This is a genomic window from Deinococcus sp. Arct2-2, from assembly GCF_004801315.1.
Taxonomy (GTDB): domain Bacteria; phylum Deinococcota; class Deinococci; order Deinococcales; family Deinococcaceae; genus Deinococcus.
The window spans coordinates 49,134-70,475 of sequence record NZ_SSNW01000007.1; the positions used below are offsets into that span (position 1 = coordinate 49,134).

Here is a 21,342-nt window from a genome sequence, read left to right on the forward strand (position 1 = left end):
GTGCCTGGTGGGCAACCGGGGTGAGGTGAGTCAGGCCGCCGCCTGCTCGTTGTCATTCGTCCCTTTTACTTTGAAGGCCTACAGGAGTACTCATGCTGGTTGTCAACACTCATACCGCCCTGATCCTGATCGACATCCAGCAGGGGTTTGATGACCCTCGTTGGGGGCCACGCAATAATGTTCGCGCCGAAGAGCGAATCGCACTCCTTCTGGAAGCTTGGCGCCGCTGCGGCTGGCCGCTGTGGCATGTTCAGCATTTTTCACTGCAGCCCCACTCGGTCTTCGCGGCCACTGAAGAGGGCTCCAGAATCAAACCTGAAGTGCGGCCCCGCGCCGGTGAGCCATTGATCCGTAAACACGTGAATAGCGCCTTTATTGGCACCACTCTGGAGGAGGAACTGCGGGCTGCGGGCGTCACCAATCTCGTCATCGTTGGTCTGACGACGGATCACTGCGTTTCGACGACAGCCCGTATGGCCAGCAACCTGGGGTTCCAAGTGCTGATGCCGGAGGATGCTACGGCGACATTTGCTCGGACAGGAGCAGATGGGGGCCACCACAGCGCTCAGAGCATTCATGAGAGCCACCTGGCCAGCCTGCATGGCGAGTTCGTCACGGTCACAGACACAGTCACCCTCCTCACAGCGATGTCCGCTGAGCACTGACGGAGTATCGGCTGAATGTCCGGCGGGACGCGGGTGGCGGCGCAACGCCGGATCATTTCCAAGGGTCACCGTTTGCACGAGTGCGGCAGAAAGGAAATCTACTCCGGTCTTTGCTTCTGTTTGTTGGGCCAGGGGATGGCGCGGATCTCTTCAATCCCTTGAATCTCGGCTCCCTCGGTGTCCAGCACTTTGACTTGGAGTTCGTCGTTGGTATTGCGCCGGACAAACGTGAGAGGGCGTTCACCTGCTGGGACGGTGTACTGGTTCCCCCACTGGGTCAGGGCGATCAGTGCAGGGTAAAGAGCCTGACCTTTCTGGCTGAGGAAGTACTCGTGTCTGGTGCGCTGGCCAGAAGCGCGATAAGGACGCTTTTCAAGGAGACCATGTTCAACGAGCTTGGAGAGGCGGCCGGTCAGGAGGTTTCTGGCAATACCGAGGTGTTCCTGCATGTGGTCGAAGCGGGTGACCCCGAAGAAGGCTTCTCTCAGTATCAGGAGCGTCCAGTATTCCCCGATGATCCGGATGGTGCGCACCATGGTGCAGTCGTCGGGGTCAAGAGGAGGATACGCCATGGTCTCCATTGTACGAGGTCAGAGTTGCAATCTTGAACTCAGCCTTCTATGCTGAGTCTTAAATCTAAACTCAGCATAGAAGGCTGCATTTGCAGAAGGAGCGCTATGTCACAGAATCCCATGCCAGAGTTCGAGCCCCTCGCCGACTTCGACCAACGACGGATTGAACTGGAGGGCGTGCAGAAAACGGTGTATGTCCAGGGCCACGGCCCAGGAATCATCGTGATGCCGGAAATGCCTGGCGTGAGCCCCCATGTGGTTCGATTTGCCCGCTGGGTGGCAGAGGCTGGATTTCGCGTCTATCTGCCTTCCCTGTTCGGTCACGATGGTGCAGTTGGCACCGCTGAGGAGGGAGCAGCAGTCTTTCAACGTGCCTGTATCAGTGCAGAATTCAATGCCCTGAGGCGGGGAGCTTCCAGCCCCGTGACCCGGTGGTTGCGGGCCCTGGCCAGGCAGGCCCACGACGAGTGCGGGGGGCCAGGCGTGGGCGCCATTGGGATGTGCTTCACTGGAAATTTTGCACTGAGCATGATGGTGGAACCGGCCGTGCTTGCACCTGTCCTCTCTCAGCCCACCCTCCCCCTCCGTGATCCCGCTGGATTGGAAATATCCGAAGACGAACTTCAATTTGTGCGCCGCAGGCTTGAAAACGAGGATTTGCGCGTCCTGGCTTACCGCTTCGAAGGCGACCCCCTCTGCACGGCGCAACGGTTTCAGGCGTATCAAGAAGCACTCGGGCCACGCTTTGAAGGAAGAGTTTTGCCTGATGAACGGGCCAACCCTGACGTTCCACCCTTTTTCAGCCGCCACGTGCCTGCGCCCCACAGCGTTGTAACAGTTCACCTGATCGATCGTGATGGCGAACCCACCAGGTCGGCAGTAAACGAAATACTGACCTTCTTCCGGCAGAACCTCTCTCCGACCGCCTGAAAGGGGGAGAGACGCGATTTGATACTGGTGGCGAATTCCAGAATGGTCACTCCGCAGACAGAGCAAGCAGGCGGGACGTCCGAGTCGTTTCCGGCGCAATCCCTGCGTACCAGGCGGCAACTGCATCTTCTTCGCCAATCCGGCCAGTGATTCTCAACTTATCCGGCGGGCCATTTTGACGTGGCTCGGCGGCCTGCTCGGCACACGAGACTCCCCGGTCATCCTGAAGGATGACCAAGAGGCGTGTGAATATGCGGGAGATTCGAGAAGTGCTGCGGCTCAAACACGAACTTCATCTCAGCGATTTCGAAGTGGGTCGCAGTGTCCAAGTCGCGCGCTTCAGGTGCAGAAGATGAGCGAAAGACCTCTTGGCATCAGCCGGCTCACTTAAATCGGATCTGCTCATTTGCCGCACAGGCGGTGTCAACTTTCTGGGTCGGGTCACTGATGAAGGCGCGTGCCATCAGCACACCGCACTGACTGGTGAGGCCAACCGCGTGTGCTTGACCAGTGAGGATTACTGCCTGGGCGTTTCTTAACTTCCCTGAGGCCACTTTCAACCAGGCCGGAGGAGTGACGGGGTCAAACTCGCCTGCGAGCAGCAACGTGGGCACGCTGGATTGAACAGGGTCGTTCTCATTTGGACTTGCCTTGGACAGTCCCCACGCGCTGCAAACGTCAAAAATGCTGGCACTCGCAATTCCGGGGAAACGTCCGAGTGCCTCTTCCCATTGCGGCATTTTCGCATAGGCCTCTGCAAGATTCGCTCTGGAACTGTACGCCACCTCTCCCTGACATTCGTGACTGTAGAAGGCGCCCCACGAAACATTGTTTGCAAAGAATTCAGCAGCTTTCGCTGAGAAGGAATTTTCGAGAACCGCCGCGTCATTGTTGAGCGCTGCGAAGATCAGAGACGGCACATCGGCGACGCTGAGCGAGAAGGACAGAGATCCCAGGATGAGTCCCTGGAAGCCATGCCCGTCCAGCTTTCCTCCACTGCCCTTGATGTTGACCTCAAGAGGGGCGCCGTTGAGCTTTCTAAACACACGCTGGTAGGCTTCGGCGAGCTCCGGGTACCTCTGGTTGCATGCCTTGTCTGCCGCGCACGCGGAGAATACCCGCTTCAGGGATTCTTCCACTGCTTGAGGGGTCGCCGAAACGCGGTCAATACTTGCTGGAATGACTGAGTCGAGCACGACGCTGCGGAGGATGGCTGGCGTGCGCCGCATGATTTCCTGGGCAAGGCGGCTTCCGTACGAGCTTCCGTAAAGATTGACCATGTCGTACTGGAGCGCACGCCGGACATCGTCGATGTCGAGCGCACTCTCCGCAGCGCGGTAGGCCGTCAGGTGTACGCCTGACTTCCTCAGGTTCTGACCACAGGCAATCAGGGCTCTGGTGAATGCACTCAGCATGCCAGCGTTCGACTGCCCGTCCTGACGGTTGTACAGGGTATTCACCTGAGGGCACTGCAGTGTGGGCATGCTGCCCCCAATGCCGCGCTGATCGATGCCGATGACGTCATGCTCAGGAAAGACACTCCCAAGTACCCCTGCTGCAAAACTGCCTGGTGCGCCTGGGCCCCCTTCAAGATAGAAGATGGGATCAGGGCGCTTTGACGGTGCAGCAGCACGCTTGACAGCGACGAACAGTTCGATGCGTTTCCCATTGGGTGCGGCGTGAACTTCGGCCACCGTGACGAAACCGCAGCGGTCAGCAGGTGCAGGCACGTCCGACGGACAGGTGACTTCACGGAAGTTCGGCGTGTTGGCTGCGTGCCCTGGTTCATGGAGGAAGGCGAGCAGGCCACTCAGGACGAGGGGAACAGAGAGAGTCCGGACGTTCATGTGGTTCTCCTTAGGTCATGCCAGGTCGTCGATGTCGGGTTCCTGCCAGGCGAGAATGGCGGTGGGGAGGCCGAGATACAGCAGTGCAACGCCGGACAGCAGCGAGATACATGGAGCGAAGTCGAGCGTGACAGCGAGCTGCACGCGCTGAGTAAGGGCCTGATCATTCGCTTCGCTGTGCACAGCGCCAACAACAATGCCGAACAGCGGCGCGAGCGCCCAATAAGCTGTGCGGTGAGCGCGGTCGCGGACTTGAAGTTCGCGTTCGTCCACTTCGTTGTCGAAGCGGTTCGACATGTTGCGTGTCAGGAGGAACAGGATGAGCAAGCCGAAGAAAGTGCCGGCGAGCAGGGCGCTCCAGGTTCCAGTGGCAGCTGGCGCCACCAGGGAAACGGTGTACGCCGCGCAGTAGGACAGCACCATGGCCAGGACAGTCAGGCGGCGAGTGATGGCGCGGGGCGCAGGGTGCCTTGTCATCTGTGTCATGAAGTGACTCCTTTCTGGCCCTGAGGGCCTCTAGTCCTGTGGGTACTTTTCTTCGCTGAGAGGTTTGAAAGGCGCTCGCGAGAAGATCGCCTCGATCGGAAGCCCGAAGTACTCGCTCAACCGGAAGGCCAGTTCAAGGCTGGGTTTGTCGTCGCCGCGTTCGAGATATCCGATCGTCTGGGAGTTGACCTCCACTGCGGTAGTGAGGTCCTGTCGTGAGAGACCACGTTCAGCCCGGAGCACAGGCAACCGGTTGTACAGGTGAGATTCCTTTTCTCGCGGACTTATCAACAGGTTGTTGTATAAATACGACACATTGTTAGGTTTGTGGATATTGGCGACATGAACCACGCCCAACAAGGCGCGCTCCCCAACGAAACCCGAACCAGACCCCCCAGAGGATGAACACCGGGGGATCATCACGGTGAAACCGCTAAAACGCAGTGAGGAGAGCAAGAAGACCCATACCTACAACTAAGGTGAGGAGGACATTGCGTGTCCGCCAGGCAACTCCCGCCGCAACCAGACCCGCGATCGAGCGGGGGTTGAGCATGCCCGCCTGTTCACCTTTCAGGAGGAGGTCCGGTGTGACGAAGGCGCTCAGAACAGCAACGGGCACCAGCGTCAAGGCAAACTTGATGGCTTCAGGCAACGGCCGGCGGCTGAGCAGAATGAATCCAGCACGTGTGAGGAACGTGGTCACCGAGACGGCAAGGATGATCCACCAGTTCGTCACTCACCGCCCTCCCCTCGTGTTGAAAACCTTTCGACGTTCCAGCCCACCAGCATGCCAAAACAAGCTGCCAACACGATGTTCAGATGGAAGGGCAGCGACGCGAGCAGTACAGCCGCGATTCCAGAGGTTAGGGCTGTGGCAACCTGCGTTCGGTGCCGCAACAGGGGAACCAGCAGGCTGATAAAGCTGAGCGGCACAGCAAAGTCAAGGTTCCACGCTGCAGGCAGGCGGACACCGACCAGATAGCCCAAGATGGTTCCTCCCTGATACGTGAACCACAGGCCAGTCCCCGTCCCCAGGTAATACATGACGGGGGCTGGCCTGTGCACACCTCGTGACATGGTCATGGTGTACGGCTGATCGGTCAGCAGATAAGCGCAAAGCCATTTGAGGCGCGTAGGGCTCGCGCGAATCACCGGTTCAAAGGAAGCGGAATAGAGGGCCAGACGAGAATTGACGATCATTGTGCTTAAAACGGCCAGAACAGGCAGAGCACCGTCTCCGACCATCTGCACCGCGACGATCTGACCTGTTCCAGTGAAGGCGAGCAGGGAGAACACCACCGCCTGCACTTGAGTGAATGACGCCGCGTTCATCGCCGCCCCCACAATGACTGAAAAAGGGAAGAGTGCGACGACGAAGGGCAGGAAATCGCGCAGGCCTTGCCAAAAGGGCGAGCTGAACTTGGGTGAACCTTGTGCTCGCGTTATCACTCCACTTCTCCTCCCATCTCAAATGAACGCTCTACCAGGGGCGGGATGGTGTCTCTCCAGATGCAGATTCAACCCCACCAGTGATGGATCCACCTCCACGCCCACCAAGACAGGACGAGGTCTGGTCGTTCCGCACGCTGGGTTGTATCCACAATCAAGCTGTATCCCAGGGGTCGCCAGCCCATCTTGGACTGCCACCCTGTCATTCTCACGGGCGGAACCACACGAAACCATCTAATTTTCCGATGCAATCTCCGTACAATATCGAAGGAAAATGGAGGACAGCCCTTTGAGCACAAGGGATCCAACAAATGTCGTCCCACGGCGCTGAGTCGTTCGCTTGTTGATGCCTGTTTTGTCATCCTGGTTAGGGTTTAGCCGCGAAGGAGAGTGCGCAGGCAGACAGCGTCCTCAGCGAGCCCTCGGGGGTGAGGGTACCGGATGACTTCATCTAGACCAGGGAGCCGTTGAGGCATGATGTCATCCAGGTGATAAAGCCGATTGGTGGTTTTTACATGACAGCATGTTCAATTTACGCAGGAAGTGAATGCGTGGACATTGGGGCAATGCCTGAGCGGAAGTCAGAGCAGACTAGGGGAGAGGGCCAGCTCTGCTGCAAGTGGTTCAGGAAAGTGTAGAACCCGTGCCAAACCACCGACGTAATGTTTCACGGCACTTGATGTCAGGACCAAATCGCTGAACGCTGTCACCAATGGATGACAAGCGCCTGCCTCTGTTGTCACGGTACCGATCGATCGCCACAACGGTGTGGGCAAGGATTCGGTGCGTAGACCCTTGGGAAGTGGTGTGACTACCAAGCGGCTTAATAGCGTAAAGCCGTGGCCTTCAGCGACCAGGCTCAAGACCACGCCGGGATCGCTGATCCGAACCGAGGCATGAGGGGGCTGAGAGTACTTGGCAATATGGGCAGCCATATACGGAGCACAGTCTTCTTCGCAGACAATGTAACGGGCGGCATGCAAGTCATCCCAGGAACGGATCGGAGGTGCGGAAGCAGCGCTCACGATCAGGTATTCGTCTGCGACCACTGGAGCCGTGATTAATCCGGTTGGCATGGGCAGGCGACCCAGCCCGAGATGGACCTGGCCACTGTCGACGAGGTGGGCGATTTCTGCGTGTTCACCGCGGGTATCGATCACGACCACCTCAACCTGTGGGTGCCGAGCATGGAAGGCCCGGAGGGCGGGCGTAATCACATGCCTGAGAATGCTGCGGCAGGACGCGATGCGGAGTGTTCCGCTCAGTTGGCCGTGAACGGTGAGTTGCATCGCCTGGAGGGCCAGAGCCGCGTGGCGAGCGTGAACCATGATCGCCTCACCTGCCGGGGTCAGACGCGCGCCGTGCCGTCCTCGCTCAAAGATGATGACGCCCAACGCTTCTTCTGCCTGCCGCACCGCGTAACTGAGCGTGGATTGTGCCAGACCGAGTCTCGCCGCGGCCTCACTGAAGCTCCCGGCGTCGGCGACCGCCAGCAGAGCCGATAAGGGGGTACGCAGTAAAGGAGAGGACTCGTAGAGCGACTGGGAGGCCATAAGACATTCTATGGTGAATTTCGATCCAACAACTTCTCACCCTCAGTAGCCGACAACTTCACTTTTTGATCGTCTCAGTGAGGAAAAAGGGCTGATCAGAACCTGAAAAATTTCGATAAATTTGTCTGAAATCCAGCGCAGCACATTGTCAAGATACTCTGAGCCATACCGCACCACGCTCATGGCCGGAGGGCCATGAGGCAGGATTCGGATTGCTTTCGCCTCGTGGCGCCAGATCCCCACCCACAGGCAGCTCAGCCATGCCAGGGTCTACGACCTCCGGAGCTTAGACGAGATGCGCATTCAGCTCAATGTGATTGCCGGGCAGCTTCAGTAGAGGTTAAGAGCCTAAGACTTGGCAAGCCGAACTGTTGTGCTTAAGGTCAAGTTCGCGGGCTTCGAGCCTATTTCACGGCAACGCTCGTTGCCTGCCCGGTGGCTTCGGAGGGTGACCTCTATCAGATCGCCACGCAACTCCTCACGTCTGAACTGGTGTACGGGCGGGCTGTGCGGTTGCTGGAAATCACCGTGGGCCACTTACACAATCCGATCCGACGGGCGCGATGTGTTGCCTGCCTTGTTTAATTCTCGGTAGTCCATCCGTTTGTCAGAGCTCCAGCAGTTCCTGAACACGGCCCGCGATTTCCTCCCATTCCACTGCGGTCTGACGTCCCGCCTCAAACTCCGTATTCAACTGTGCGTGCAGTTCCTGAAGGCGAGAATCATCCTTGTGGAGTTCCACTTGGGTATGCCCCTTAATCAGGAAGATTAACCCGGCCAGCCCACTGTCTTTGGTCAGGCTGAGTTCTAATGGCCGTCCCAAGAGCCTCGGAACGTCAAAAGGCGCGTACATCGGCCAGAACTTGTTTAGCCCGTCTGCGTGAATGCCTGCCCGAGTCCGGTGCGCGTCTTTGCCGTACAACGGGTACTTGGCGGGCACCCCCTGACCCAGCCCTTCGTAGAGCTCGGCCAGCGTGTTCAGCTGAGTGAAATCAGGCGTCTGATCCACGAAGTAGCCCATGCCCAAGAGTTGAAGTAGGACTCCTTCCAGAGGGGCATTGCCTGTTCGCTCGCCTTTCCCCAGCAGGGTGCCGTTAATGGCCCCGCAGCCGGCCATGACCGCCGCCAGACAATTGGCCACCACCAGATGGGTGTCGTTGTGCGGATGGAACTCCAAGTGCTCACTGTAGACGCCCAAGGCCAGCACTTCACGCACCATCCCGGGAACACTGCGCGGCCACGCCACACTGTCGTAAGGCAAACCCAGTCCCATCGTGTCGCACAGGCGGAATTTGGGTCGCCCAGCCTCTCCATACGGTGCGGCCAACTCCAGCACAGTTTCCACAAAAGGCAGCAGGAACTCCCGCGGCGCGCGGGTGGCGTCTTCCAGATGCAGGCGAGGCCGCAGACCTGCATCGAGCACGGCTTCGACAGCCTCCAAGTAGGTTCGTGCCGCCTGAGACCGGCCTCCTGGGGTGAATTTATAGAAGGTGTGATAGTCACTGGCACTGGCCAGCATGCCCGTCTCCCGCACGCCCAAGGAGCCCACCAGTACTGCATCCTTGCGGCTGGCACGGATCCAGGTGGTGGGTTCGACGGGTGTGCCGCCCCGGAAGCGTTCCAGCGCGGCTTCCAGCATCTGGCGGTCGGAGGCACGGTACACAAAGAACTCGGCTTGCCGGATGGCCCCGCTGTCCCCAGTGAACGCGCACATCAAGTCGTAAATCTGCACCCCTTGCATGACCGTCAGCGGCAGGCCGCCCTGCTGCCCATCGCGGTGGGTGGTTTCAGTCGTCCACGCTTGGGCAGGCAAGGTGGCAGGACGCTGCGTCCACACGAATTGCGGAAAGCGCTCTGCCGGGTACGCCTCGGGAAAGAGCTGGGGAAGCGGCACATCCTCAATGCGTGTCATGGGTTGACCTCCTGCGATCATGCTGCTCGACTTGATCATCAAGGTCAATCTTGATTTCAGAATCAACCTTAGAATGGGATCATGTCCCACTCCCTTTCTGCCACTGAAGCGACTGAACGTCTGGGCGTCAACCGGGCCACCCTTTATGCCTATGTCAGCCGCGGCCTGATCCGCTCTGAACCCACTCAGGGCAAAACGCGGGAGCGCCGCTATTCCAGAGAAGACGTGGACACTCTGGTTCGGCGCAAAGAAGAGCGCCGCGATCCTGAGAAGACCGTGCAGGGCGCGCTGAACTGGGGCGCCCCAGTCCTAGAATCGGAGCTGACGTTGATCACCGGAGGACGGCTCTATTATCGGGGGCACGATGCGGTGCAGCTCGCAGAGCAGTGCAGCCTGGAGGAGGTCGCGGCCCTGTTGTGGACAGGAGAATCGCGGGCCATTGCCCTGCCACTCCGTGCCCACCTGGCCCTGATCCCCCAGAGTCCAGAGAGTGGTCTGCTGGAGTCTTTTGCCCAAGCCCTGACTCATGCAGGAGCACGTGACTTGCAGGCCAGCGATGCCCGCCCAGGAGCCCAGCCTGGCAACGCCGCGCGGGTCTTGTCGTTGCTGTTTGCGGTCGTGGAACGACACCGCGGAATTCCCAGCGCGCCCGATCTGGCGCTGCACGAACGCTTGGGGCGCGCTTGGGGAGCCACGTCCCTGCACACCGACCTGTTGCGCCGGGCGTTGATCCTGACGGCGGATCACGAACTCAATGTGTCCAGTTTTACCGCCCGGTGTATCGCCTCGAGTGGCGCGGGCCTGCACCACGCGGCGTTGGGAGGCTTGTGCGCCCTGCAAGGAGTGCGCCACGGTTTAGGAACCGAGTTGTGTTCTGAATTGCTGGACTTGGCAGAGCAACAAGGGGCTGCCCGCGCCCTGTCCAGCGTGATGCGGCGCTTTCGGCGCCCGCCTGGCTTTGGGCACCAGCTCTATCCTGAAGGCGATCCACGGGGCCGGGCGTTGCTGGATCAGGTGATGGCCACCTCTGCCGACCTGCCAGCCCTCCAGGTGGCGCATGACCTGTGTGTGGAGGTGAAACGGGAACTGGGCGAACTGCCGAATGTGGATTTGGCCCTGGCACTGGTGGCCAGGATCGTAGGTGGCCCCGTAGAACGGAGCATTGCTGTATTCACGCTCGGGCGAACCGTGGGGTGGCTGGCCCACGCGATGGAGTCTGCAGCCGGGGGGCAATTGATCCGTCCCCGCGCCAAGTATGTGGGCGTTTCACCCACTTGAGCCGCACCTGCACACCTCAGAATTCTTTGGAAGTCGGACAACGCCCTGACGCGGTGATGGATCTTCTCTGGTTGGGTCGTGGTGCAGGCGACAGCAAGCCGGGACGCGGGGGGATCCCTCTCTTGATAGAACTGATAATCACTAGACCTCTCGCGAAAGTCAGGCGGGACGTGCGCGGGTGAGGTTGCAGAGCGCGGCGATCAGCTGAACTCGAAGGGCAAACCGACGCCGCCGATGTCGGTACACGCCCTTCAGGACACGAAAGATCTTCATCCGGCGAATGACATATTCAATGCCCTACCGGGTCTGTGTGAACACACGGTTTTCTTGGCGCTGATCTGCGGAGAGGGGCGACGCGAGCGTCGCCTGATGGGTCGTGATGGCGTGCCCATGGCTTCTCCACAGGCCCTGATCTCCGGCATCTCCAATGAGCACCGTATCGTGGGGAAACCGCACGCCCAACTGACAAAGCAGCTTCAGATCATGCACTGCCCCAGCGTTCGTGGCGGTGCCTAACACGGCGCTGAGTCACGGTGCAGATCAGCAGCTGAACTTTCAGGAGATGCCGCTTTTTCTTGCCGCTTTACCAGCGGCGCTGTTGTTTTTGGCCGTTCACACGGCACTTCAGAAACATTGACGCAGGCGATGCTGTAGACGAGCTGCGCTTCCTGAAACACACGTTTCTTGGGCATCTGGAACGGCGCACTGGCGATCAGGGCCGCTCCACGCGTCCCACCGTGCGGTGCACGCCATCGTCATGGACGCCCCAATCGTCAGCTAGGTGCGCGAAGGTGCGATCCTCGCGCCAGAATTCCAGCGTCAAGAGGAGTTGTTCCGCCACGCTGAGTGCCGCTGGGCGGCCAGATTTCTTCTTCCGTCCTTCGCGTAAGGTCAGCACCTCTTCCATCTCGGTAAAGGTCTCCGGGTAGACCCCGGTACGGCGATGAAACTGCTTGCGGTTCATCTTCAGCGTGCGTCTCAGGCGGTCTTGCTCCACACTGCCAGCTGAGCCCACGACTTTCGCAAGAGGTCTATTGAAGGCGTTGAAGGCACGGCTCAGAGTCGGCTGGCAGCGCGTTCGGTATGTCCGCCTCCCCGATCGTTTCCTTCACAGTGATCTTCCGGCTTAAACTTCAGCCGAGATCAACAGGCTGCTCTCCCCAGAAACCTGGCAAAGGTGCGCAGGAGCAGAACGAGTAGGGCGTATGAACCTGGGTGCAGACCACCCGCCTAGAGGTCGAAAAAAAGTTGCGCAGGGCGCCACCCTCGTCTATCTGGATGAGGTGGGCTTCAGCCTGAAAGGGGTTCTCCACCGTACCTGGGCGAAACGCGGGAAGACGCACCACGGGCGTCTTCCCGCCACCTGGCAGAAACTCTCGATGATTGGAGCCATTACATCTGGAGGCCAATTTTTCCAACATACCCAGGTGGGAGCGGTCAAGACGAGCGACGTGCTGGCGTTTCTGGATTACCTTCTGACGCGTGTTGTAGGCAAAGTCGTGTTGGTGCTGGACAGTGTAGCGATTCACCGGGCGAAGGCCGTATCGGCCTTTGTGGCCGCGCAGGAGCGGCTACCGTTGGTCTACTTGCCGCCGTATTGTCCGGAGTTGAACTCGGTTGAGAAAGTCTGGGCCTGCGTGTAACGGAAGGTACTGGGGAATTTTTGCGCCAGGACGACGAAAGAACTCAGAGAACGGCTGCGCGTGGGATGGCAGCGGATTCGCACGATCAACCTGCCGCAGCGCCTCATGTCAGCAACTCCAATTTGAGCCGATATCAATCGGTGCTGGCCTGTAAAGGAAATGAGAGCATCAAGTCTGGTTTCTGGTTCAATGAGGCGACTCGAATGTGCATAGCGTACATACTTGACTGACCTAGTCGGAGGTGAGGAACGCACCTCGCACCAATGGCTTGTAGCGCAGCACTCGGCGGTGATTCAGGCGGCATCATCAGCAAGATCTCTCGCACCACGCCGAATCCTGCGTCATGCTGGAGCGATCCCCGTTTTTCGGGCGGCCATTCAATGGGTGCTGCCGCACCAGGCGATTCAAACATCATGGGTTGTCTGACATCATCGCTGTCGGTGGCAACCGGGATCGACATGCCATCGGGCAAATAGGGCGGAGTAAACGTCCATGTCGGAACGGTCAGAGCTGGATGGAGCGAGGGCCGCCGCCAAGCGATGCCGAAGGGGCAGGCTCCGTTGGTTCGCCACAATGATCGTTCATAAAGTCTAGTGCGCGCTATGGTGGCGCTCCGTGCGGCATCCGGCTCATCGACCCAAAGCAATTCCAAGAACAGATTGTCGAAGCAATAGCAGACATTGCGCGTTCCCTGTCCTGGATGGCTGCGGCGATATGTTTCGACGAGACCCGCTGCTTCCATTCGAGCAATTTCTGGCCCGTCAGGCTCGATGAACATGGAAACATGATCGATCATTTGAGTGGCTCCAGGACAGCTAGGGCGTTATAGGTCTCACTCAGAAATTTCACGCCCCTGTCAATCACGTGATACACGCTTCCAAGTCCATTTCGATCGCGCCGGTCAGGGCAGTCAGGGGATGCGTCTGCTCTCTGATTCGATTCCCTGTGCTCGTTTTATCTGGCCACCCATGCTCGCTGGCGACCGGCTACCTTTCTCCCCCAACACGAGCTGAGGTCATTCTCAGAGTTCGGCCTTCACCGCGGTGACTTTCCGGTCTTCCTCAAACTCTCCCACTGAAACTTGCCGAGCTGGCAAACGGGTTGCTTTAAAAGGAACCTCGGAAGGACATGATCATCGAACCTTTCGTCAGGCAAGCTCATCGTGGTCAACTCCATTCAAGCTGTTTGGTGAGGCGCTTTGCGTAAGAATGGCTTGCTGCCCATGCTCCGAGGCCATCCTCATCAGGGCGGGCTGTTGGAGAAGTCGGACGTGTCCACCCCCTGGCCAGGCCTGAAGATTGGCCAGCGGCCACGCATGAGTGAGATTCTGAGCCTCGCTGTACGGGACAACAGCATCAAGCGGGTCATGGATAACAAGACCTGGATGCTTGAGGTGTTCAGTGAGTCGTTCCACGCTGAGGTGGTCGAGCGGCTCACGCATGTGGTCTTCATAGCGGCTCAGGAAAAAGGCGGTGTCTTCGAATGAAAGATGGTGCGCTGCAGCAGTTTGAACCAGGACAGAACGCAAGGTACTCGGTCCGGCCAAGTGCACGCTTGAGAAGGTTTTGAGCCCGAGGCGAAATGCATGGAGGCAGGCAGCTGAACCCGTAGAGTGCCCGACGACCTGATGGAAGATTCCGCTGACCTGACCAGCGCTGAGGACGGCACGGCCGCACTGCGCCACGTCGGTAGACCGGCCGCCCGAGCGGCCGTGAGCCGGCAGATCCAGCGTCCAAACCGACCAACCCGCGGCCAAATAACACGCCGCCCACTGGTTCCAGGTGTCCGATTGACTGTTCCAGCCGTGCACCAACAGGACTCTTGGTGCCCCTTTCCCCTGCCGGGACAAGTGCAGAGTGATCCCCTCGAAAGGGAGTTCGATGGACTCGCCCTGTGGTGTTGCCGTGAGAGAAGAGCGAAGAGGGAGCGTTAAGTGTTGCAGGAGAGCAGCCCAGGCGGGCGCTTCAGGAGCGGGTATGTCCGTGTGATCCTCCTTGCGTCATGTCAGGTTGGTGAACATCGCCAAACCTTCGGCAATGAAGGGGCCGCCCCTCCTGGACCGACACATCGGCATTCTCTCGGGAACTCCCTCATGGAACCATCTAAATTCCCGATAAAGTGGCCTGCTTGAATCCAATAAGGACGGAGAACCGCTACTGGCCTTTGTTAGGCTTGCTGCATGAAGCGCAGCATCCCGGATCTCCTGCAGGCCGAGCAGCCCCTGGTGATGGTCACTGCCCACGACTACCCTGGAGGTCGCCACGCTGAAGCCGCCGGTGTGGACTTTATCCTGGTCGGGGACTCGCTGGGCAACGTCGTGCTGGGGTATGAAAGCACTGCGCCGGTGACCCTGGCTGACATGATTCACCATGGTAAAGCCGTGCGCCGCGGCGCGCCGGACACCTTTCTCGTTGTGGATCTGCCGTTTGGGACGTATCACACCGGCGTCAACGACGCCATGCGCAACGCCGTGCGAGTCATTCAGGAAACCGGCGCAGATGCCGTCAAGATGGAAGGCAGCACTCCAGAAGTCCTTCAGGTGGTCGGAATCCTGACCCGCAACGGCATCCCTGTAGTCGGTCATGTCGGCTTGATGCCCCAGACCGCGACGGCCCAGGGCGGCCTGCGGGTTCAGGGGAAAGATGATCAGACGGCTCGCCGCATTGTGGAGGGCGCTCTGAACCTGGAGGCGGCTGGCGCCTTTTGCGTGGTACTGGAAGCTATTCCTGCGCGGCTGGCCAGGCTGATTACTGAGCGCCTCACAGTGCCGACGATTGGCATTGGAGCAGGCGTCCATTGCGACGGTCAGGTGCTTGTGACGCACGACTTGTTGGGCATGTCCGAGGGTGAAGAAAAAAAGATCGCCAAACGCTACGCGGAAGTCGGCCAGCTGGTGCGTGAGGCCATTGCCCGCTATGCCGCCGAGGTTCGGTCTCGCGAGTTCCCCACGCGTGAGCATAGCTTCGTGATGAAAGATGACGTGCTGGATAAGTTGTACTGAAAGTCGAAGGGGGTAAGCAGGAATTGGCCGGAAGCCCTTCCGACGGTTCTGTCAGATGAACTCGTTGGGTGGGGCGAGTGATTGACCCGCTGCCCTCTAACCAACGCTTTCCCATCCGCACCATTCAGCATGTGGGCTTGAGTCGGTCTTGCACACGTTTGGTTAAGCCACCCCTGCTTGGCGCTCGAACTCGTGTGGTATCAAGTCAGCCAAGGTTGAATGACGGCGTTGTCGGTTGTAAAAGATCTTGATGTCAGCGTCAAGGAATTCATGGCCCAGAGTGCTGAGCGGGAAAATCTGTGATGACTCTTGTGCGCCCCTGAACGGTTCATCGCGGTCTGTCTCCGCGTCGGCGTTCTGTGCTCAGAAAAAACCCGCCCAAGGGACGGGGCGCCGTGGCTGGTGGGGAGACATGCTCCCGCCGAAGCGTAGAGACAGTGTACGCGATCAAGACGCGACAGGGTCTTCGGCTGTCCCGGCCACCACTCGCCGCGTAGATGGGTCGACGCTGTTGGAGAGGGCTCCAGAAACCTATCCTGAAGCTCGCTGGCTGGCTGACATAAGTTCATCCGACCTATTCAACACAGACCTGAATCTCCTGAACAGATGTCACTTAAGCGTCTTAAGGTTGGCATCACGACCAGCAGGAGCCGCCTGAACATTCAGCTTGACCCCACACCGCTGTTTAGCCTTCCCCTCAATGGGTACAGCGAGAGAACTCCAACCCAGAGATCGAGCAGACACCCGAGTCACGGAACACCTGGGGCTCAGCACTGGATCTCCCTGCTCCGTATTCAAGTCACGCGACATCGACCAAAAAGACGTTCCCAGCCTGTCTTGGCTGGGAACGTCTTTTGAATCCTGAGAGGGCGGCTCAACTCCCCAGTTGAGCCACTGCCGCCCCAGCAATATAAACGACGTTGATTCTCCAGTGGCCGCGAGATGTCGTTCATGAAGCCCAGTCGAACAGACCATCAGGCCGCAAACCTGATCGAGTCCAGGACAGGGTCACTGTTTAGGAGGCAGAGAGAAGGGATGGAACTCAAGCTTGTTCAGCGCGACCAGAGTGGCGAGCACAGCAGCAAGCCACGGTTACCGTGAAAGAACGACCTGCAGCAGGGCCGAGCCTGCAAGGGGAAGCCCGTTCTGCGCTTTTATTCTGTTCTAAACAGCACGTGGAAATCAGAATTCATTATTGTCAGAACCGTAAGAAGATAACCCCTGTGCTGGACGACAAAAATAAGTCGTGCTCACAGGAAGGCCGTGAAGGGGTGAGGAAACGGAACCAAGAGCAAAAGGAGGTCACGTTCGGGTTGTGGCGCTGAATCCTGAAGGGAGAGGAGATTTCTTGTGAGGACGGCACTTCGCAAAGGCATTGATCGCCAGAGGTGGGGTGGTTTCCTGTCGGCGTCAGGACAGGGGCGGTCTGAGGAGGGTCGGAGAGTCAAGACTGCAGCAGATTTAGAACTAACTAGTATTAGTGCTAAATCCGCTGCAGACGCTCTCTCCCCACTCTGCCGAACTGTCTCTTAACCGAAAGTCCTGACCCATGGTCACCCGCAACGCAATGAGCAAGAGGGATCTGCTTTGATTGGCCTTCAGTTCAAACCATTCAGCGACAAGCCAGTCAAAACCATTCAGCCTACCGGTTCCGGCAGGTCAGCCCCTTCGACCGCGACGGGGTTAGCCGTGCCCTGCACCTGCACGCCTACAATACCCAACCAGCCGGCGAGGTTGGCCTGCGGATCGAGGTCAATGAGCAAGATCTGCGTCCCGACACTGGCGAGCTCGGCCCCCACGCCGCGGGTCAGCGAGGTCTTGCCGACGCCGCCCGCATGATTGACGAAAGTCAGGGGTTTCAAACTGGGCCTGTGGAGCGAGCATGCCGCGCTAACGTGGTGCCATGACGGACGCGCAGATGCAGGCTATCGGACAAAAATTGCTGACTCAGCTGTGGCAGGCGGACGGCTTCGCCGTGCAGGTGAGCAGCCATACCAACCCAGACCCGAGTGCTTTGGTGTTCATGGCCCGCCAGCGTGGGGATACCGGACGTTCAGCGCGGGCGGGTACGGTCTACGTGTCGGCACAGGCCCTCAACGATGCTGGGGAAGGTGCCGCCCTGGAAGGCCTGGACTACCTGCTCACCCGCGTGCGGATGGAAACCTTGCCCGCCTGCCCCATGACCCTCAAAGCCCCCGTCCTCGCGGTGCGTGATTCGGAGGGCATGCGCGTGATGCGGGAGGGCGACAGCCTGCCGTTCTAATCGTACCGCGCTTGCCCATTGCTCATGAGCGGCGCGAACGAGCCTATCCACCCGCTGACAGAGGGTTTGCGTTCTCCCCCACACTGCTTCCGGAGTGCGCCCAATGACCAGTACTCCTTTAGGTTGCGTCCGTAGTGCTCGCAAATCCATCACAAGGATGTTGACAGCAGGACACACCGGGTCTTGCTCCCTTGCCGTTGACCACAGGCAAGGCGCCCCCATTCAGATCTACATCCGTCCAGTTCAAGCTGGTGATTTCTGAGGCCTGCGGCCCGGCAATTCCACCAAGCCGCAATAAGACACGCATCTCTACCGGGGCAACATCCAGCAGCCGTGGCACTGTCCGGGCTGCCGCGCGAGATCTGCGTATTGAAGGTCTACGGGTTGAGCAGTACGGGGAAAGGACATCGGAATCACTGCTGAATTGAGTGTGATCACTGAAGGACATGGGAGACCAAGCTTATGTGCCGCTCGCGCAGCAGCTTGGCTTGCCTGCACCTACCATAGATCAACAATGGGTCAACGTCACCGCTCAACTGGTCCGCTGACGAAGCAGAGCAGCACAAGTGACTCAGGCTCTCGTGGAGGCCCTTTCATCCACATGCCCGATAGGGCCGGAATGGGGATCGTTTTGCCTCCCTCCAAGCACCGTCCGACAGCGTGCCTGAAGCTGAACAGAACACCGAAAGGCAGTCAGTTGAATCGACAACGGCGAGAAGAAGCAACCTCAGTCCGCTCGCTCCTGCAGTTGGACGCCGTTGGGTATGCTGCGGGCATGCTTCGTGAACAACTGCTTGCCCCGACTCCAGTGGACTTGCGGGCGTTCCTCATGCGTGCTCTCCGCACCCGGGACTGCCTGATTCAAGTGGGCGGTCTTGCGGAAGTGAGTTACCACGGGCGGGCCGCCAGCACCGCCGAGGTAGGGTCGTACTTGGTGATGATCAAGCGGGATGGCAGCTTGCAGATTCATGCGCCAAAAGGTGTCAAACCGATGAATTGGCAGCCGAAGACCGACGAGATCACGGCGGTTTTGGAGGAAGAGCAGTGTGTACTCTTGGCCTCGCGCCGAAGTCCGACGGAACTGGTGCGGGTCACGTTTTTAGACGTCCAACTCGCGCAGGCACTGGAACTCAACGAGGAAGCAGGCTTCTTGCTCACCGGCTCGGAAGCCCAAATGCAGGACACCCTGGCCGCGCACCCGGAGCTGATCGAGCCGGGCTTGCGCGTGCTCAACCGCGAGTTGCTGGTGGAATCGGGCGGTATTGATCTCTATGCGCAGGACGCTCAGGGCCGCTTTGTGGTAGTGGAGTTAAAGCGGGGCCGGGCGACACAGGATGCAGTGTCTCAACTCGGGCGGTATGTCGCCTCAGTGCAGCGAGTCGTCGGCACGGGGGTGGTGCGGGGAATTCTGGCGGCGCCGTCGATCACGGGGCCGGCGCGTCGCGAGTTGGAAGGGCGGGGATTGGAGTTTGTGGAAGTGGGTGCGCTGCCATTGCTAGAGAAATCGAGCACGCAACCCAGTCTGTTTTGAATGTTCGACCTGGCTTCCAGCTCGAGTCGAGTGTGGCCCGTAATGGTCGCTCACCCATCACCAATCCGTGAGAGATGAGCACGGCCGTCTCCACTTGCGTCTTCGTCGTTCTGGCCCAGCCGGTCAGGCTGGCCTGTGGATCGGGGTCGATCAGGAGTACCTCTGTGCCCGCTGCAGCGAGTTCGGCCCCCGTCACGGGTCAGGCTAGTCTTGCTGACCTCGCTCACGTGGTTTCAGGACGGACGCGCAGATGCAGGCTTTCGGACAGAACGTTCTGGCTCGGCTGTGGCAGGCAGACGCGGTCTCGGTAGAGGTCAGCAGCCACACCAGTCCCGACCCCGACGCGCTCGTGTTCATGGTTCGGCAGCCGGAGACGGTCAGCCGCCTCGCACGGGCAGGCACGGCGTCCAAGCAGGCGCTTAACAATGACGGTGAGGCTGCTGCCCTGGACGGGCTGGACTATCTGCTGACCCGCGTGCGGATGGAGACGCTCCTCACCTGCCCGGTCACGCGCAAAGCTCCCATTCTCGCGGTGCGCGATGCGGAGGGCCTGCGGGTGGTGCGGGAGGGCGACCGTCTGCCCTTCTAGTCCTTGGACGCCCGCCAGGCCCTTAAGAATTCAGCGAGGGTGCCGGACTAGCCCCAATAGTGGGCATGCCTAACGTCTCCTAGGGTCGGGAATGTGCCTAGACAACGTTACGGTTGCTCTGTAGGAGCCTGTGGTCAATGCACCTCTGTATCCTGCGCTATGGTCGAACTCGTTGCTCCCACTCAACGGTACAAAATAAGTTTCCTCTCTGCTGTGCGCGAAGCGCAGGCGGCTGCGACCGGGCTTGGTGACACCCTGAACTGGAACGTCGATGAATTGGAAGCAGACTTTGGCAAGCTGTTGAACAACTTGCGCCGTTACGAACCCGGCAACAAACTCCCCGAAGGTTTCGTCTATTCCGAGTCCCGTTGGCTGGTCGACGGCAACGACTACTTGGGTCGGATCAGTATCCGGTATTCACTGAACGAACGACTTCGCGAGTTTGGTGGTCATATTGGGTATGAGATTCGTCCCTCTGCCAGACGACAGGGGAACGGCACGCTAGCGCTCAAACTCGCACTGGAACGGACACGGGAACTCGGCATTAAACGGGTGTTGGTGACCTGTGATGCGGACAATCTGGGCTCGCGTCGTGTGATTGAGGCCAACAAGGGTGAGCTGGAAGGGGAATTCCAACTTGAGTGTTATGACCGACCGATTCGCCGGTATTGGATTACTGTGTAGGCCTGCGCCCAATCCAGTCTTAAGAAGATCAATGATCGACGTTCAAGACGTCAGAATTTCCCTCTGACCTGAGGGGGATTCTGCCTGAAGTTTCAAGAGACCTCTTGCGAAAGTCAGGTGGGACGTGCGCGAGTGAGGTCGCAGAGCGCGGCGACCAGCTGAACTCGAAGGGCAAACCGACGCAGCCGATGGTGATAGACGCCCTTGAGGACACGAAAGATCTTCATCCGGCGAATGACATACCTAATGCCCTACCGAGTATGGGCCGGCACGCGGTTTTCTTGGCGCTGATCAGCGGAGAGGGGCGACGCGAGCGTCGCCTGATGGATGGTGACGGCCTACCTGTGGCTTCTCCACAGGCCCTGATACCCGACATCCTTGATCAGGACCGTCTCGTGGGGAAACCGTGCGCCCGACTGACGGAACAGTTTCAGGTCATGAATTACCCCAGCGCTCGTGGCGGTGCCCAACACGGCGCTGAGTCACCGTGCAGATCAGCAGTTGAAATTCCAGGGGATGCCGTTTTTTCTTGCCGCTGGTACAGCGGCACTGTTGTTTTTGGGCCGTTCACACGAGATCTCAGAGGCATCCATCGCAACGATGCTGTAGACGAGCTGCGCTTCCTGAAGCACGCGTTTCTTGGGCATCTGGAACTGCGCACTGGCGATCAGGGCCGCTTCCACGCGTTCCACCGTGCGGTGCAAGCTAAGCTCATGGACGCCCCAGTCGTCACCTCGGTGCGCGAAGGTGCGGGACTCGCGCCAGAATTCCAGTGTCATCAGGAGTTGTTCAGCCACGCTGAGCGCGGCTGGACGGCCAGATTTCTCCTCCCGCTCCTCGCGTAAGGTCAGCACCGCTTCCATTTCGGCGAAGGTTTCCGGGTAGACCCCGGTGCGTCGACGGAATTGCTTGTGGTTCATCTTTAGCGTGCATGTCAGA

General features: G+C 59.2%; 22 protein-coding genes. 10 read left to right on the forward strand and 12 right to left on the reverse strand.

Annotated features, from left to right (window positions below; genetic code table 11):
* Window positions 1-92: 92 nt before the first annotated feature.
* Window positions 93-665 carry a cysteine hydrolase family protein gene (locus tag E7T06_RS05060; RefSeq protein WP_136364748.1) on the forward strand — a complete coding sequence of 191 codons (573 nt, stop codon included), beginning with the start codon at window positions 93-95 and terminating at the stop codon, window positions 663-665.
* A 98-nt stretch (window positions 666-763) separates the two neighbouring features.
* Here the strand turns inward: E7T06_RS05060 and E7T06_RS05065 are convergent, their stop codons facing one another.
* The gene (locus E7T06_RS05065) at window positions 764-1,237 is read right to left on the reverse strand and encodes a helix-turn-helix domain-containing protein (RefSeq protein WP_168733374.1); all 474 of its coding nucleotides are present in this window, start codon (window positions 1,235-1,237) and stop codon (window positions 764-766) included.
* Between the two features lie 48 nt (window positions 1,238-1,285).
* Here E7T06_RS05065 and E7T06_RS05070 point away from each other — a divergent pair, with 48 nt between their 5' ends.
* Entirely contained in the window at window positions 1,286-2,167 is an 882-nt protein-coding gene (locus E7T06_RS05070) for a dienelactone hydrolase family protein (protein WP_205750811.1), read from the forward strand.
* A gap of 383 nt (window positions 2,168-2,550) precedes the next feature.
* On the opposite strand, the gene E7T06_RS05075 is transcribed toward E7T06_RS05070, so the two are convergent.
* The 7 genes from E7T06_RS05075 to E7T06_RS05105 form a co-directional block, all read right to left on the reverse strand.
* The gene (locus E7T06_RS05075; protein ID WP_136364750.1) at window positions 2,551-4,014 is read right to left on the reverse strand and encodes an alpha/beta fold hydrolase; all 1,464 of its coding nucleotides are present in this window, start codon (window positions 4,012-4,014) and stop codon (window positions 2,551-2,553) included.
* Between the two features lie 15 nt (window positions 4,015-4,029).
* A complete protein-coding gene (locus tag E7T06_RS05080) occupies window positions 4,030-4,500 on the reverse strand; it encodes a hypothetical protein (RefSeq protein WP_136364751.1) in 471 nt (156 codons plus the stop codon).
* 30 nt (window positions 4,501-4,530) lie between these two features.
* On the reverse strand, window positions 4,531-4,851 hold the full coding sequence (locus E7T06_RS21650) for a helix-turn-helix transcriptional regulator (protein ID WP_346763187.1): 321 nt from the start codon (window positions 4,849-4,851) through the stop codon (window positions 4,531-4,533).
* 82 nt (window positions 4,852-4,933) lie between these two features.
* Window positions 4,934-5,236 carry an AzlD domain-containing protein gene (locus E7T06_RS05090; protein ID WP_136364752.1) on the reverse strand — a complete coding sequence of 101 codons (303 nt, stop codon included), beginning with the start codon at window positions 5,234-5,236 and terminating at the stop codon, window positions 4,934-4,936.
* Window positions 5,233-5,949, reverse strand: a complete 717-nt coding sequence (locus E7T06_RS05095) for an AzlC family ABC transporter permease (RefSeq protein WP_136364753.1) — start codon at window positions 5,947-5,949, stop codon at window positions 5,233-5,235. Before E7T06_RS05095 ends, E7T06_RS05090 begins: the two co-directional genes overlap by 4 nt.
* 581 nt (window positions 5,950-6,530) lie before the next feature.
* The gene (locus E7T06_RS05100; RefSeq protein WP_136364754.1) at window positions 6,531-7,502 is read right to left on the reverse strand and encodes a LysR family transcriptional regulator; all 972 of its coding nucleotides are present in this window, start codon (window positions 7,500-7,502) and stop codon (window positions 6,531-6,533) included.
* Between the two features lie 607 nt (window positions 7,503-8,109).
* On the reverse strand, window positions 8,110-9,414 hold the full coding sequence (locus tag E7T06_RS05105; RefSeq protein WP_136364755.1) for a pyruvate carboxyltransferase: 1,305 nt from the start codon (window positions 9,412-9,414) through the stop codon (window positions 8,110-8,112).
* Window positions 9,415-9,495: 81 nt separating this feature from the next.
* Between E7T06_RS05105 and E7T06_RS05110 the strand changes: the two genes are divergently transcribed.
* A complete protein-coding gene (locus E7T06_RS05110) occupies window positions 9,496-10,692 on the forward strand; it encodes a citrate synthase family protein (protein ID WP_136364756.1) in 1,197 nt (398 codons plus the stop codon).
* 712 nt (window positions 10,693-11,404) lie between these two features.
* On the opposite strand, the gene E7T06_RS21655 is transcribed toward E7T06_RS05110, so the two are convergent.
* Entirely contained in the window at window positions 11,405-11,707 is a 303-nt protein-coding gene (locus tag E7T06_RS21655; RefSeq protein ID WP_240740859.1) for a transposase family protein, read from the reverse strand.
* 190 nt (window positions 11,708-11,897) lie between these two features.
* Between E7T06_RS21655 and E7T06_RS05120 the strand changes: the two genes are divergently transcribed.
* The gene (locus E7T06_RS05120; protein WP_205750813.1) at window positions 11,898-12,335 is read left to right on the forward strand and encodes an IS630 family transposase; all 438 of its coding nucleotides are present in this window, start codon (window positions 11,898-11,900) and stop codon (window positions 12,333-12,335) included.
* Between the two features lie 133 nt (window positions 12,336-12,468).
* Here E7T06_RS05120 and E7T06_RS05125 read toward each other — a convergent pair whose 3' ends face one another.
* Window positions 12,469-13,131, reverse strand: a complete 663-nt coding sequence (locus E7T06_RS05125; protein ID WP_136364758.1) for a VOC family protein — start codon at window positions 13,129-13,131, stop codon at window positions 12,469-12,471.
* Between the two features lie 474 nt (window positions 13,132-13,605).
* Between E7T06_RS05125 and E7T06_RS21660 the strand changes: the two genes are divergently transcribed.
* Both E7T06_RS21660 and panB read left to right on the forward strand, forming a co-directional pair.
* A complete protein-coding gene (locus E7T06_RS21660) occupies window positions 13,606-13,821 on the forward strand; it encodes a hypothetical protein (protein WP_240740860.1) in 216 nt (71 codons plus the stop codon).
* A 693-nt stretch (window positions 13,822-14,514) separates the two neighbouring features.
* On the forward strand, window positions 14,515-15,336 hold the full coding sequence (panB, locus tag E7T06_RS05135; protein ID WP_136364759.1) for a 3-methyl-2-oxobutanoate hydroxymethyltransferase: 822 nt from the start codon (window positions 14,515-14,517) through the stop codon (window positions 15,334-15,336).
* Window positions 15,337-16,973: 1,637 nt separating this feature from the next.
* Here panB and E7T06_RS05140 read toward each other — a convergent pair.
* Window positions 16,974-17,198: a ParA family protein gene (locus E7T06_RS05140; RefSeq protein ID WP_136364760.1), complete on the reverse strand. Its 225-nt coding sequence runs from the start codon at window positions 17,196-17,198 to the stop codon at window positions 16,974-16,976.
* Between the two features lie 41 nt (window positions 17,199-17,239).
* Between E7T06_RS05140 and E7T06_RS05145 the strand changes: the two genes are divergently transcribed.
* From E7T06_RS05145 to E7T06_RS05165, 4 genes are all read left to right on the forward strand, one after another.
* Entirely contained in the window at window positions 17,240-17,599 is a 360-nt protein-coding gene (locus tag E7T06_RS05145) for a hypothetical protein (RefSeq protein WP_136364761.1), read from the forward strand.
* 775 nt (window positions 17,600-18,374) lie between these two features.
* Complete coding sequence (nucS, locus tag E7T06_RS05150; protein WP_136364762.1) at window positions 18,375-19,130, forward strand: endonuclease NucS; 756 nt, start codon at window positions 18,375-18,377, stop codon at window positions 19,128-19,130.
* 250 nt (window positions 19,131-19,380) lie between these two features.
* Entirely contained in the window at window positions 19,381-19,719 is a 339-nt protein-coding gene (locus tag E7T06_RS05160; RefSeq protein ID WP_136364763.1) for a hypothetical protein, read from the forward strand.
* Between the two features lie 159 nt (window positions 19,720-19,878).
* Window positions 19,879-20,403, forward strand: a complete 525-nt coding sequence (locus E7T06_RS05165; protein ID WP_136364764.1) for a GNAT family N-acetyltransferase — start codon at window positions 19,879-19,881, stop codon at window positions 20,401-20,403.
* A gap of 494 nt (window positions 20,404-20,897) precedes the next feature.
* On the opposite strand, the gene E7T06_RS21665 is transcribed toward E7T06_RS05165, so the two are convergent.
* Window positions 20,898-21,323, reverse strand: a complete 426-nt coding sequence (locus E7T06_RS21665; RefSeq protein WP_136364765.1) for a transposase family protein — start codon at window positions 21,321-21,323, stop codon at window positions 20,898-20,900.
* Window positions 21,324-21,342: the final 19 nt, after the last annotated feature.